The 13160-nt window shown below is 34.9% G+C and carries 14 protein-coding genes and 2 pseudogenes; 5 read left to right on the top strand and 11 right to left on the bottom strand.

The window, feature by feature from the left end; all coding sequences use genetic code 11:
* The first annotated feature begins 42 nt into the window (after window positions 1-42).
* Window positions 43-228: a hypothetical protein gene (locus tag ACUN26_RS02390; RefSeq protein WP_000391370.1), complete on the top strand. Its 186-nt coding sequence runs from the start codon at window positions 43-45 to the stop codon at window positions 226-228.
* A 137-nt stretch (window positions 229-365) separates the two neighbouring features.
* Here ACUN26_RS02390 and cspA read toward each other — a convergent pair whose 3' ends face one another.
* A complete protein-coding gene (cspA, locus tag ACUN26_RS02385; protein ID WP_000301522.1) occupies window positions 366-569 on the bottom strand; it encodes an RNA chaperone/antiterminator CspA in 204 nt (67 codons plus the stop codon).
* Window positions 570-847: 278 nt separating this feature from the next.
* On the opposite strand from cspA, the gene ACUN26_RS02380 reads away from it, so the two are divergent.
* The 3 genes from ACUN26_RS02380 (at window position 848) to ACUN26_RS02370 (ending at window position 2861) form a co-directional block, all read left to right on the top strand.
* Complete coding sequence (locus ACUN26_RS02380) at window positions 848-1342, top strand: DUF6584 family protein (protein ID WP_000208488.1); 495 nt, start codon at window positions 848-850, stop codon at window positions 1340-1342.
* A gap of 19 nt (window positions 1343-1361) precedes the next feature.
* Window positions 1362-2153: a phosphotransferase gene (locus ACUN26_RS02375; protein WP_000073822.1), complete on the top strand. Its 792-nt coding sequence runs from the start codon at window positions 1362-1364 to the stop codon at window positions 2151-2153.
* Between the two features lie 378 nt (window positions 2154-2531).
* Entirely contained in the window at window positions 2532-2861 is a 330-nt protein-coding gene (locus ACUN26_RS02370; protein WP_000721808.1) for a hypothetical protein, read from the top strand.
* A gap of 37 nt (window positions 2862-2898) precedes the next feature.
* Here ACUN26_RS02370 and aceA read toward each other — a convergent pair whose 3' ends face one another.
* From aceA to ACUN26_RS02320, 10 genes and pseudogenes are all read right to left on the bottom strand, one after another.
* Window positions 2899-4176 (bottom strand): isocitrate lyase, encoded by a 1278-nt coding sequence (aceA, locus tag ACUN26_RS02365; RefSeq protein ID WP_000787333.1) that lies wholly within the window; start codon window positions 4174-4176, stop codon window positions 2899-2901.
* Between the two features lie 21 nt (window positions 4177-4197).
* Complete coding sequence (gene aceB, locus ACUN26_RS02360) at window positions 4198-5787, bottom strand: malate synthase A (protein WP_000107647.1); 1590 nt, start codon at window positions 5785-5787, stop codon at window positions 4198-4200.
* Between the two features lie 225 nt (window positions 5788-6012).
* Entirely contained in the window at window positions 6013-6921 is a 909-nt protein-coding gene (locus ACUN26_RS02355) for a DMT family transporter (protein ID WP_000282398.1), read from the bottom strand.
* 221 nt (window positions 6922-7142) lie between these two features.
* A complete protein-coding gene (locus ACUN26_RS02350) occupies window positions 7143-7934 on the bottom strand; it encodes a methyl-accepting chemotaxis protein (protein ID WP_404841128.1) in 792 nt (263 codons plus the stop codon).
* 156 nt (window positions 7935-8090) lie between these two features.
* Window positions 8091-8870: pseudogene (locus ACUN26_RS02345) on the bottom strand (MCP four helix bundle domain-containing protein); the annotation flags it as partial.
* A 135-nt stretch (window positions 8871-9005) separates the two neighbouring features.
* A complete protein-coding gene (locus ACUN26_RS02340; protein ID WP_001233276.1) occupies window positions 9006-10274 on the bottom strand; it encodes a M48 family metallopeptidase in 1269 nt (422 codons plus the stop codon).
* Between the two features lie 287 nt (window positions 10275-10561).
* Entirely contained in the window at window positions 10562-10759 is a 198-nt protein-coding gene (locus ACUN26_RS02335) for a hypothetical protein (RefSeq protein WP_000949415.1), read from the bottom strand.
* A 15-nt stretch (window positions 10760-10774) separates the two neighbouring features.
* Window positions 10775-11074 carry a hypothetical protein gene (locus tag ACUN26_RS02330; protein ID WP_002093819.1) on the bottom strand — a complete coding sequence of 100 codons (300 nt, stop codon included), beginning with the start codon at window positions 11072-11074 and terminating at the stop codon, window positions 10775-10777.
* A gap of 31 nt (window positions 11075-11105) precedes the next feature.
* Window positions 11106-11404 (bottom strand): annotated as a pseudogene (locus ACUN26_RS02325) (malate synthase).
* 61 nt (window positions 11405-11465) lie between these two features.
* On the bottom strand, window positions 11466-12314 hold the full coding sequence (locus ACUN26_RS02320) for a CPBP family intramembrane glutamic endopeptidase (RefSeq protein WP_001067942.1): 849 nt from the start codon (window positions 12312-12314) through the stop codon (window positions 11466-11468).
* A 140-nt stretch (window positions 12315-12454) separates the two neighbouring features.
* Here ACUN26_RS02320 and ACUN26_RS02315 point away from each other — a divergent pair, with 140 nt between their 5' ends.
* Complete coding sequence (locus ACUN26_RS02315) at window positions 12455-13159, top strand: response regulator transcription factor (RefSeq protein WP_000283866.1); 705 nt, start codon at window positions 12455-12457, stop codon at window positions 13157-13159.
* The last annotated feature ends 1 nt before the right edge of the window (window position 13160 follow it).

Genomic DNA, 13160 nt, shown 5'->3' with positions numbered 1-13160 from the left:
TTGCTATAATTAAAATATAAATCCAATATATGGAGGGCCCTTATGGAAGAAAAAGAGATCCAACCATCGATTCAAATGAAAAATAGTAGCGTCATTATCGTGAAAAACTCAGCTAGTATTATATTCGGTTTATTTTTCATTCTGCTATTCTTCGCTAAACCATTTCGTAAATCGAAATGTCCTGAATGTAAAAAACGCGAGAAGAAAAAAGCAGGAAAAGAAGAGTAAAAGGCCTTCCTTTTTGGAAAGCCTTTTACTCTTCTTCATTACCTCTATAAACGTCGAGTACAACTTCATTTACATATATCTCAACAACAAAAAAAGGATGGCATGAGCCATCCTTTTTTCCATCATCAACTATAAAATTATAGTTTGATTACGTTTTTAGCTTGAGGTCCACGGTTGCCTTCTTCGATTTCGAAGCTAACTTTTTGACCTTCTTCTAAAGATTTGAAACCTTCAGTTTCGATTGCAGAGAAATGTACGAATACATCGTTTTCGCCTGGAACTTCGATGAAACCGAAGCCTTTTTCGTTGTTAAACCATTTTACTTGTCCTGTTACTGCCATGATTATTTCCTCCTAAGAAAATACAAATTATTTTAGTCTTCCTGTATAAAAAAAGAATCCACACATTATCAAACACGAAACATAAACTAGTTCTCACATACTTTTTCTCGTTCGTTTTCGGCACTTGATAATATATGGATTGCTTAATTTAACTATTCAACTGACATCATCATAGCATACTTAAAATAAAATGTACAATCTTTTTTGAAAATAGAATTTCTAATTTTTAGTATTTCTTATAAAATAAAATTATCTCTATTCTATATAAGGAGGAATTCATGACAACCAAAATTCCTAAAAAAACATTAAAGAGAATTGAAGAGGATATTGAAAATAATAATCTCGGAAAGGCAAGAGAAAGATTACACGGTCTCATCTTTACATACCCAAATGAATTACATCTTCGAAAACAAATCGGAGACATTTATTATAAATTACAATATCCAGAAATGGCTGGACGTTATTGGTATCTAGAGGAGCATAAAACAGATATTATGCATGAATCATGTTTATTATTTGAAAAATCAATGGGAAATGATCCTTATCATATTGCGCGTGCTTTAAAATTCAAAGGCGATTCTAGCAAGATAAAGAAATTGTATAAAGAGCAGCCTTTATCTCCAGTACAAAAAAAAGTAGCAGAGGAATTAGTATATGAATATAAAGAAACATGGGAAGATAAGTTACTCTCTCTTGGGTGTCTAGTATTCCTTGCTTTCCTTCTTTTCTCTGCTATTGTCGGTATATTCACTATTTGGAATTGGATTTTTTAATTATAGGGGGAATTTTCACATGTCAAACTACGAACAAGAAGAAAAGCTAACAGGGGGAAACGTCTCAAACGTATATCGTTCTGAAAATACTGTTCGGCGGGAATTAAAGCCAGACAGTACAAAAATTCATAAGCTATTACGTCATCTAGAAAACAAAGGATTTCATTATGCCCCAAAGTTTTTGGGCATAGATGAAAAAGATAGAGAGATTTTATCATTTATAGAAGGCGACGCAGGCAATTATCCTTTAAAAGAATTCATGTGGTCTAATGATGTGCTGAAAGAAATCGCAAAGATGCTCCGTCTGTACCATGATGCTGTAAGTGACTTTCCGTTATTAGCTGATTGGAAACCGATGGATCATACCCCACATAACATTGAGGTTTTATGCCACAATGATTTTGCTATATATAACATTATTTTCAATAATGAAAAGCCAGTCGGTATTATTGATTTTGACGTCGCTGCTCCTGGTCCAAGAATGTGGGATATCGCTTATACGCTTTATACTTGTGTACCTTTAAGTCGAGTGTATTATACGGAATCAGGTGAGGCAATTCATTACGACTCATCGCAACATGCAGGTCGTATTAAAGAAAGAGTAAAGTTGTTTGCTCAGTCCTACGATAAAGATATGGACGAAAATTACTTCGAAATGGTGTTACTACGTTTAGAAGGGTTATGTACATATGTGAAAAGAAAAGTACAAGAAGGAGACGGAAATTTCCAAAGAATGATTGATGAAGGACATCTAGATCATTATGAAAAAGATATGACGTTTATTCGTAAGCATGGGAAAGAATGGATCTAATATTATTTCTATTTTTGTTAGTAAATATATTTTAAGTTATGTTACATATATCCGAATAATCGTTCATATCGTTTCTTTTCCTACCGGAACTATCAAGCTAAAATCTCGAGATACCCCCTAACGAAATTTTAGCTTTCTATAGTTATGTAAGAGAATTCAGCCCATTTTTTCGTTTCACAAAAATTTTATAATAATTAAAATCACATTATAAAAATATTATATTATAATACAACTAGTTAAAGGGAAACTTTAATCAGTGGGGTTTTGTGCATCTCCCACGTAACTTCTTTGCTCCAGCCAACTTTTGAGGCGGGAGTCTTACTGCCGCAAATAGCGGGATAAAATTACAAGGCCGTTTGCCATGGGGGATTTACATACATGAAAAAGATTTTATTTTTGTTATTGGCTACTATTATTACGTTAACATACCTTCTAGTTTTTAATAAGACTATTGATTCTGAAATTAAAGGATTCCCTATACCTTATGAAGCTAAATTAATTCATACTACTGAGGAGATAGGTGAGTATGTATATAAAGGCGATTGTTTTGAATCAGGTTTATCTATATGGTATCAAATACATATAAAATTAAAGGGATGGGATAAGACTTTTGCAGAGGGTGGAATGAAAGTTTATGAGAAGGATAATAAAAAAGTAACCGTAATATATTTAACGGGAGAAGATGTTATCAGTTTATATAAAGAGTAATAAAAAAGGTGATCACTTAATTGTGATCACCTTCCTTTTATTTCGTAAACTGAGCTTCTTCTGTAGAACCTTTTAACGCTGTCGTTGATGAAGTACCGCCTGTAATGACTTGTGCTACTTCATCAAAATAACCTGTTCCTACTTCGCGTTGATGACGAGTTGCAGAGTAACCGTGTTTCTCTGCTGCGAATTCCGCTTGTTGTAATTCAGAATATGCTGCCATGCCACGCTCTTTATAGCCACGCGCTAATTCAAACATGCCGTAGTTTAATGAGTGGAATCCAGCAAGTGTTACGAACTGGAACTTGTAACCGTAAGATGCGATTTCTTTTTGGAAGCTCGCAATCGTTTTTTCATCTAATTTTTGTTTCCAGTTAAATGACGGTGAACAGTTATAAGCGAGTAATTTCCCTGGATATTTTTTATGGATTGCGTCTGCAAATCGTTTTGCATCTTCTAAATTTGGTTCAGACGTTTCACACCAAACGAGGTCTGCATACGGTGCATACGCTAAACCACGTGCAATTGCTTGATCCAGTCCTGCTTTCGTACGATAAAATCCTTCTGGTGTTCTTTCTCCTGTAATAAACGCTTTATCAACCGGATCGATATCACTCGTAATTAAATCGGCTGCATCTGCATCTGTTCTTGCAACGATAATTGTCGGTACTCCCATTACGTCCGCAGCAAGGCGTGCGGAAATTAAATTACGTACCGCTGTTTGTGTCGGCAGTAATACTTTTCCACCTAAATGTCCGCATTTTTTCTCTGAAGATAATTGATCTTCAAAGTGTACACCTGATGCACCCGCTTCAATCATACCTTTCATAAGCTCGAATACGTTTAATTGTCCGCCAAATCCAGCCTCTGCATCTGCTACAATCGGTACGAAATAATCTGTATCATCGCTTCCTTCCATATGCTGAATTTGATCCGCACGTTGAAGTGTTTGATTAATTCGTTTTACTACAGCTGGTACGCTGTTCGCTGGATATAAGCTTTGGTCTGGATACATATGTCCAGAAAGGTTTGCATCAGCCGCTACTTGCCAACCACTTAAGTAAATTGCTTTTAATCCCGCTTTCACTTGTTGCATCGCTTGGTTTCCTGTTAATGCACCAAGTGCGTTAATATAATCTTCCGTATGAAGCGATGTCCAAAGCTTCTCAGCCCCGCGGCGTGCTATTGTATGTTCAATATCAATCGAACCACGCAAACGAATTACATCTTCAGCTGAATACGGACGTGTTATTCCTTTCCATCTCGTATCTAATTCCCAGTTCTCTTGTAATTTATCGATTCTTTCGTTTTTCATTTATTCCATCCCCTTTTCACTTTATAAAATTTCATAACCCGGTAATGTTAAAAACGGTACGAACTCATCATTCCGAATGAGGTTTGTAAACAATGTTGTCGCCTCTTGGAATCTCCCTTTCTTAAAGGCTTCTTTACCAATCTCTCTTTCTATCTTTACTAATTCTTCTTCTTTCCATTCTTCCATTAATTCGAGCGTAATATTGCGGCCATCATTTAGCTTTCCGCCTTCATGACGAATCCATTGCCATATTTGTGCTCTGGAGATTTCCGCAGTTGCTGCATCTTCCATTAAGTTATAAATTGGCGCTGCTCCCCGTCCACTTAACCAAGATGCAATATATTGAATACCTACACTAATATTCGTGCGAAGACCTTCTTCTGTAATCGTTCCCACTGGTACTTCTAATAAATCTTTTTCTGTAACACGTATTTCTTCACGTTTCCTAAAAATTTGATTCGGCGTTTTCATAATGTGATTAAATACTTCCATCGCAACCGGTACAAGTCCCGGGTGGGCAACCCAAGTCCCATCATGACCGTCTAAAGCTTCACGCTCCTTATCAGCACGCACCTTTTCGAAAGCCGCTTCATTCGCTTCTGGATTATTTTTAATCGGAATTTGTGCTGCCATTCCTCCGATTGCTGGTGCATTACGGCGATGACATGTTTGAATTACTTTTAAAGAATACGCGCGCATAAACGGCGCCGTCATCGTGACTTGCGCTCTATCTGGCAGTAAAAATTCATTATGATTACGGAAACCCTTTAAGAAGCTGAAAATGTAATCCCATCTTCCGCAGTTTAAGCCAGCAGAATGATCTTTTAGCTCATACAAAATTTCATCCATTTCAAACGAAGCGTGAATCGTCTCCAATAGCACAGTCGCTTTAATTGTTCCGTTTGGAATACCGATGTATTTTTGAGCAAATACGAATACATCGTTCCATAATCTCGCTTCTAAATAACTTTCCATTTTCGGTAAGTAAAAGTACGGGCCACTTCCTTTTTCTAAAAGCGCCTTCGCATTATGGAAAAAATACAGACCAAAATCCACTAAGCTGCCGGACATATTTTTCCCATCAACTTGCATATGCTTTTCCTCTAAATGCCATCCTCTTGGACGCACAATGAGTACAGCTGTTTTATCATTTAATCTATATTCTTTTCCTTTATCATTTTTGTGTGAGATCGTTCCCTTTACTGCATCTCGTAAGTTAATTTGGCCTTCAATCGCATTTTCCCAAGTTGGTGAATTCGAATCTTCAAAATCCGCCATAAAAAGATGAGCTCCTGAATTTAAAGCGTTAATGACCATCTTTCTATCTACCGGTCCAGTAATCTCTACGCGGCGATCCTCTAAATCTTTCGGAAGATTGGCGATTGTCCAATCCGCTTCACGTATGTGCTTTGTTTCTTCTAAAAACTTCGGAAACTCCCCTGCATCAATTCTTTTTTGTTTCTCTACACGTTTTTGTAATAGTTCTGTGCGGCGCTCATTGAAATTTTCATGTAGTTCCTTTAAAAAACTAAGCACCTCAGGTGTCAATATTTCGTTGTACGCTGGTAACATTTCTCCGGGCAATGTAACCCGTGAAGTTCGCGTCGACATATTAGCATCCCCTTCTTAAACTGTTTTATAACAGATTTGATTTTATGTTTTATATTATATAACAAATCTTCAGAAAAGGAAGTTTTTTTTGAAAATTCATTTCATTTTTTTTGAAAACGCCGTTCTTTCGTGCTCTATTCCATACAAAAAAGGCCACTGTTATACAACAACGGCCTTTTCGTAACATCTTCCAAAATTAAAAATGAAATTATATCAAATACAACTTTACATTTCAGAGGTAGCACTTCCCTTCACCGATAGCTCCTTTTCTCTTCCTTTACGAAAAGTGAGTGCCATTCCTACAAAAATAAGGACAATCCCTACAACTTGCATACTAGTCGGTCTAAATCCGGTAAAGACCGTATCTAACAAAATTGCTACAGCAGGATCTAAAAACACTAATACAGAAATAAGTCTCGTCGATAAATCTCTTAAACTGTCAAAAAACAAGTAATATACAAACCCAGTATGTATAAGTCCTGTTGCCGTTATCATCATCCAGTTCGTCTCTGTTAAACCTTGAAACTGTCCGAAATCCACAAATGGTAACAATAAAAATATACCTAAAAACGTTTGTACAAATGTCATCGCATATGCACTCGTATGCTTGATTCCTTTTCCTAATAAAGTCGTAAAAGCATAAAATAACGCTGCAAGTAGTGCCCATACCATTCCAGATGACATGAGTTTCTCGAGCGACACACTTCCATCTACTCCAGCTACTAAAACCGTGCCGAGGAAACAAATGACAATGGACATAACGGCAAACGCTGTTAGCCTCTCTTTAAATACGATACTCCCAATCATTAATACGATAATTGGAGCGAGATGATAGACAGAAATTGCAATTGTAATTGACATAACTTCAAACGCTTTAAATAGAAATACCCAGTTAAAAACGAGAAATACGCCGCACGCTAATATTTGCACAATCTCTTTTTTATTCCACTTTTCATTTTTATATTGTCCTGTCACTAACCAACATAACGCTAAAAATATAGTTGCACAAATACAACGAACAAATACTAATTCAAAAGACGGTAAACCTGTTTGGACAGAAAAAAATCCAATTGATCCGAAAATAGACATCGAAAGGATCATTTTTATAGCCGGCATTGATTTTTTATTGTACACCCTTTCTCTCCTCCTACAATCACTCTCTTATAAAACTAAAAATTCTAAAAACATTACTTATTATTATATATTACAATCAAAAAATTGTAAAAAACTAGAATATAACGATTGACATCCACACAAAATTTTCATAATAAAAAATCATCCTTTTGTATTCCACAGGATGATTTTTTATATGTATTGAGAGGTCTATATATTTATGAAGACTTACATATACTCTACTATTTTTGAAGAGTAAATTGGGAAACTATCTGTTTTAGTCCTCCTGCTACGTTGTGCAGATGTTCAATTGAAGTCGAAATCTCTTGAACAGATTTTTCTTGCTGTTGAATAGACTCTTTTACCCTATCAGTTCGATCAGATGATCTTTGAGAAATTTGCGCCATATCTTCTGTAGAAGCAGAAATCTCCTCACTACTCGCTGCAATTTCATCTGTAGACATAGATACCGTTTGAATTTGCTCAGATACTTGCTGCACTTTTTCTGTAATAGTTCCAAATACTTTTTCTGTATGCATTACTACTTGTGTACCTGCCTGTACCTCATTATCTACTTTCCCCATCATATGTACCGTATGATTCGTTGTTCCCATAACTTGAGTAATAAGCTTCTCAATTTGTTTAGCAGAGTCACTAGATTGTTCTGCTAATTTTCGTACTTCATCTGCCACAATTGCAAATCCTCTACCACTTTCTCCAGCACGTGCAGCCTCAATTGCGGCGTTTAATGCTAATAAGTTAATCTGAGAGGTAATACCTTGCATAACATCAATGATTTTAACAATTTCTTCTGATTGTTCTTTCATAGTCTCTACTTGTTTCACACCGCTATGTACTGAATTTTGGATTGTATCCATCTGTTGAATCATTTGTTTCATTAATTTGTTACCACTCTCTGCATCTAGTGCTGATTGAGCAGACAATTCATTTACAGAGGATGATGTATTCACTATACTCTGCATTCCTTGTGTCAACTCTTCCATCGCACCCGCAGTTTGTTCCATTGCCTGCATTTGGCTCTCTGCGCCATTGGCAACTTCTTCAATATCCATAGTAATTTTCTTTGCTGCACCGCTAGATACTTCTGATGCAGATACTACTCCGTCTGCATATTGGAATAAAAGCTGAATATTATTCTCTACTTCTTGCATATTTGTTCTTAGCCCTGCAATCATCTCGTTAAAATCACTTACTAATATACCTAATTCATCTTTAGCATTATAATCACCATGTACAGTTAAATCTCCCTCTTTTGCTCTTTCCATCATACGACTAACCGTTTGTAAAGGTGCCACTATAAGCTTGCTAATAATATAACTTACTATACATATAATGATTGTAGTAACTACTGCAAGAATGATAAAGGTAATAACAGAGCGATCTATCATTTTTTGAGAATCTTTAAATACTTGGTCAGCTAAGTTTGAAACATAAGTTTCTAAATCTACAGCATAACCAGCTAACTCTACTCCCTTCGGTTTTAAGTCCTTTTGAAATTCGTTTACCATTTGAGATTCATTTGTTCCCTTCGCTTTGTCAAACAACTTCTTATATGTCTCCATATAACTTGGCAAAGATTTCTTCATCTTCTGAAACAGCTCATCCTCTTGCTTACTTAAATTAACGCCATCATCATATTCTTTTAATAAAGAATCATATTTTTTAAGATCCTTTTCAACACTACTAATAATCCCCTCTTTATTTGTCCCCTCATTTTGTGACGTTGTAATTAATTCTAGTAAGTTATATTCTAGTGAATTTTGTGTACGAAGCATTCCTTCTAATAAAACTGCAGAATTTTGATAATCATCTACTACAATTTCTGTATCGTGCTTAATCTTGTTAATAGAATTAATTGCTACACAGCTCATAATTGCCATGCCCAAAACTGCTAATGAGATAAGTAAGAATAATTTATGTTTCACTTTTAAATTTTGTAAAAAATACATATTTCCACCTTTATTCCTTTATATATAGATTTTTAGAATTTTATAGCTTATTATTTACAAAATCACAATAAAAAGCAATGATAAATATTCCCAATACCAAACTTATATTTCTATAAAAAAGAAGTAGCATAATCGCTACTTCTTGTTTTTTTGTTTCTCATATTGCTCAAACGTATGAATTCTTTCGAAAATTGGTGGATGTGTGTATAAGAAAAATTTTACTAACGCTGGTGGATTCACTTGACTTAAACTTGTTTTTGATAAATATTGAAAAGTTTTCACACCTGATTTCCCATCTTTCGTCATATTTAAAGCGTATTGATCCGCCGCGCGTTCTTCTATTCGTGAAACGTAGTTTGTTGCTGGTTGTGATGCAAAGGATAGTACAGAAGAAATTAAGAAAAATAAAGGTAAAATCGAGAAACATGCCATTTTTGAAATTTGCAGCGTATCTCCCCATTTTCGAATACACATATTTAAAATACGACTAATTAAATACATACCTATAAACGATATGAAAATATAACTCGCAACGCCCCAATATATATGTTTCATTACGTAATGTCCCATTTCATGGGCCATAATAAATAAAATCTCTTTATCTTTTAATTGCTTAAGCGTTGTATCCCACATTACAATACGCGAGTTAAGGCCAATTCCTGTTACATATGCATTTAACGAATTCGTTTTTTCCGACATATTTACTTCATATACGTGTTTAGCAGGAATGTCAGCTTTGTCTGCCATCGCTAAAATTTTCGTTTCTAACTCTTTATTTTTCAACGTCGAGAAGTCATTGTAAAGTGGATCAATAATAACAGGCTGTACGAACGTTAAAAAGATTGTAAATGGTACAGAGAGTGCCCATCCTGCTAGCCACCATCTCTTCGGGAATTTACGGATAAGCCATAAAAGAACTGTAACAATGAGTAACATCGTCGCATAATTAACCCAAAAATCGATAACGTGATCTTTTATCCAGCTTTGTGTACTTTGCGTGGAAATACCGTAATCAACCGACACTTTACGCCCAATCCATTGCATCGGTAATGCCAGTACCGTTGTGAGTAATGATAAATAAAAGAAATAAATCGCAACTTGTAAGACACTTATTTTAGTCGTTTCCGTTGACCATTTCTCAAACTTTTTTGAAATACCGAGCACGAGTACAAATAATAAAATAATCCATTCAAGAGGCGTCGCTAAAAAGAACAGTAAATTTTTCACGCGCGAATAATCTTGGCTTAGCGTAAGCTCTTTCGCATTCATAAAGGTTTCTGGATCTGCACTCGTTCCTTTATACATGTCCGGAATGAGTTCATGATTCCATCCAAATAAATACCAATATATAAATAACGCAAATCCAACGTACAAAAAAAGCGACCACCCAATAACTTTCCTCACGTTATTCCCTCCTCTATGCTGCCTGTCTATTATTATTGTAAGTTCGTACATGCTAAATTAGAACAAGCTAATTACGAGAATTGCTCGAGAGCCTTCTATTTACATAAAGTGAAACTTTAATCAGTGGGGGTTTTCTTCATCCCCCACTGATTATTAGCCTTCACCAATCGGGCTTTTACGGGCAGTTGATCCCTCGCCTAACTTCTTTGCTGTCACTGAATTTTGAGGTGGGGGTCTTACTGCCCGTTAATGCGGGATAAAAAAAACTCTTCTACATAAGAAGAGTTTCACCTATTTTTAGACACTTTCCTCGGTTCATAATTCGGAATAAGAAAAGCACTTACAAACCAGCACATTAAACCAGCGCCTTTTACATATTTTACATATTTTACATATTCATAGTCTTGAAAAAATAGCGTCGTTATAATAATCGTAAAAAAACCTACTAAAACAAATATATACCCTATTTGTTTCTTCGATAACATAAGTACTTATCCCCCTTAAGGCAGTACATCTATTAACAAACTGAAATCTTGTACAGAAAAAGAACTATATTTCATAATACCTTGTACAGCTAAAAGTAAAACAAGACCGATCACACACATATAGTTAACACTTTCGCCACCCTTTTTTTCAGTAACCATGCCACCACTTATACATAAGACCCCTAATAAATGGAGCGCTAAATACATGAAAAAGTAGGCTTCCTCCCAGCGGAGAATAACATTTACTGTCGTTATTAGCACTATGCTAAGTAAAATCAAATAAAAAAACTTATTTGATGATATTGTTTCATTCATATAATTTTATACATTCCTTTCAAATTTAGAATTAATGATGTCTCAAAGCTATAAAGTAAATGATTGTTTTCATACCATAAAACAAAAGGAAAGCTCCCATTACTTTCGCGAATACTTTATGAACCCGCACATACTTCTCTTCATTTTTTCTGAAGATACGCTTCATCATTACTTCTAACATTAGACCGAATATTATTAAAATCCCTAATACAATAAGAAGAGAAATAATATTTTCTTTTAAATGAGTACTAGAAAATAAGTAATACTCCGGAAACACAATTGTATCTACTACAAGTTAAAAAGCCAATGACAAAAGCCTTTATCACACATATCTGTAATAGACGTAGCATCTATAATGTCTTTCAATATTTTTTCAATCGTTTTCTTCGTCTCATTTATCTCCCACTACATCTGCAAAACTCTCTACCTGCTCTGCGTATATAACTGGCACTTCTTTACTCCAGTATTTGCGGTTAACAAATAAAAAGATGAGTACTAAATTTAATCCTGTTATAAAAATAATCAGTCCTGGAAAGAACGTCGTATAGTTTGAGAAATCTGCAAAACTCATGATCTTTTCTCTACTTACTAGGAACGATGCACAAAGTACAAATGTATTATTTAACATATGTATCGCAATTGGCATGAGTAAGCTTTTCGTACGAATATATACGATTGATAATACGATACTAAATACGGCGGCACCGAGAAAATCGACATGTAATATCGCAAATAAAAGTGCCACTGCAATCATCGCTATACTCGTTCCCCATTTCGCAGCAAAGCGCTGAAGTAAAAATCCACGAAAAACAAATTCTCCAATAATAGGTGCGATAAATACAACCATAATAAATTGATATATATATCCCCCGGCACTATCTACAATCGGTTTGTGTAAAGCATTCATAATAAAATCTGGTGTAATCCATGCAAAGCTGTACATGTATAAAATCAGATACCCGTAACTGAACATGCACAACATAATCGTAATGTATATAACTTGCACCAAGTTAAATGTTTCATTTTTATTAAGAAATAATGAAAATGAAACACGGTGCTTTCTATACTCATAAAAAATCCATGCAATCGGAAGGATATAAAATATAAGTATATTTATAAAAGATGAATTTTGTATATGAAATGTACTTTCTAGCAATTTTTCACTACTTCTCGCTACTAAAATTAATAGTGCAAATACAATTAAAAAATATCTAGCTCGCATCATTTGAAACGGATTCACACTCATCTCCTCCCCTATGTTACTTTTATCATATCATTTGATTCTTAATTTTTTATAAAAGAAAACCTTAAATTTTCCTTAAAAATTCCATATGTTACAAAAAGATGATATGATATTCGAGGAAATTAAGGGGGATTCTTATGTATCAAGCAAATATATTACTCGTCGATGATGAAACAGCAATTTTACAACTACTAACTACCATTCTTGAAAAAGAAGGTTTTTCTCATATTACAACTGCAACATCAGCTGAATTAGCTTTATCTCTCATCGAACAAAACAATTACGATTTAATTATTTTAGATGTCATGCTTCCTGGACAATCTGGTTTTGATATTTGTCCAATTATTCGCCAACAAACAGATTGTCCGATTTTCTTCCTATCAGCGAAGGCATCTGATCTAGATAAAATATCTGGATTTTCATACGGTGCAGATGATTATATTACGAAGCCATTTAATCCATTAGAAGTCGTAGCTCGTATGAAAGCACAACTTCGAAGACATATGAAACAAACCGTACCACACGAACAAAAAGCACACTCCATTTCATTTGGGAGATTTGAAATTGATCAACATTCCGCAGAACTTACAGTAAATGGACACGTTGTCGAATGTTCCGCTCAACTGTTTCAACTACTACTCTTCTTTTGTGAGAATCCGAACTACGTATTTTCGAAAGAAGAAATATACGAAAAAGTTTGGGGAGCACCCGCCTATAATGGCGATGACAATACTGTTATGGTCCACATTCGAAAGCTACGCGAAAAAATTGAACAAGACCCAAGTAAACCAGAATACATAAAAACTGTTCGCGGACTTGGCTATAAGTTCGTTACAAAGTAGG

Source organism: Bacillus sp. WC2503 (genome assembly GCF_052682895.1).
This window is presented reverse-complemented; position numbering and strand designations above follow the sequence as displayed.

Coding starts and splice junctions, on each gene's coding strand:
- ACUN26_RS02380 (WP_000208488.1), top strand. CDS start 848: ATGACAACCAAAATTCCTAAAAAAACATTAAAGAGAATTGAAGAGGAT.
- ACUN26_RS02335 (WP_000949415.1), bottom strand. CDS start 10,759: ATGTTATCGAAGAAACAAATAGGGTATATATTTGTTTTAGTAGGTTTT.
- ACUN26_RS02390 (WP_000391370.1), top strand. CDS start 43: ATGGAAGAAAAAGAGATCCAACCATCGATTCAAATGAAAAATAGTAGC.
- ACUN26_RS02375 (WP_000073822.1), top strand. CDS start 1,362: ATGTCAAACTACGAACAAGAAGAAAAGCTAACAGGGGGAAACGTCTCA.
- aceA (WP_000787333.1), bottom strand. CDS start 4,176: ATGAAAAACGAAAGAATCGATAAATTACAAGAGAACTGGGAATTAGAT.
- ACUN26_RS02330 (WP_002093819.1), bottom strand. CDS start 11,074: ATGAATGAAACAATATCATCAAATAAGTTTTTTTATTTGATTTTACTT.
- cspA (WP_000301522.1), bottom strand. CDS start 569: ATGGCAGTAACAGGACAAGTAAAATGGTTTAACAACGAAAAAGGCTTC.
- aceB (WP_000107647.1), bottom strand. CDS start 5,787: ATGTCGACGCGAACTTCACGGGTTACATTGCCCGGAGAAATGTTACCA.
- ACUN26_RS02315 (WP_000283866.1), top strand. CDS start 12,455: ATGTATCAAGCAAATATATTACTCGTCGATGATGAAACAGCAATTTTA.
- ACUN26_RS02350 (WP_404841128.1), bottom strand. CDS start 7,934: ATGCAGGCAATGGAACAAACTGCGGGTGCGATGGAAGAGTTGACACAA.
- ACUN26_RS02370 (WP_000721808.1), top strand. CDS start 2,532: ATGAAAAAGATTTTATTTTTGTTATTGGCTACTATTATTACGTTAACA.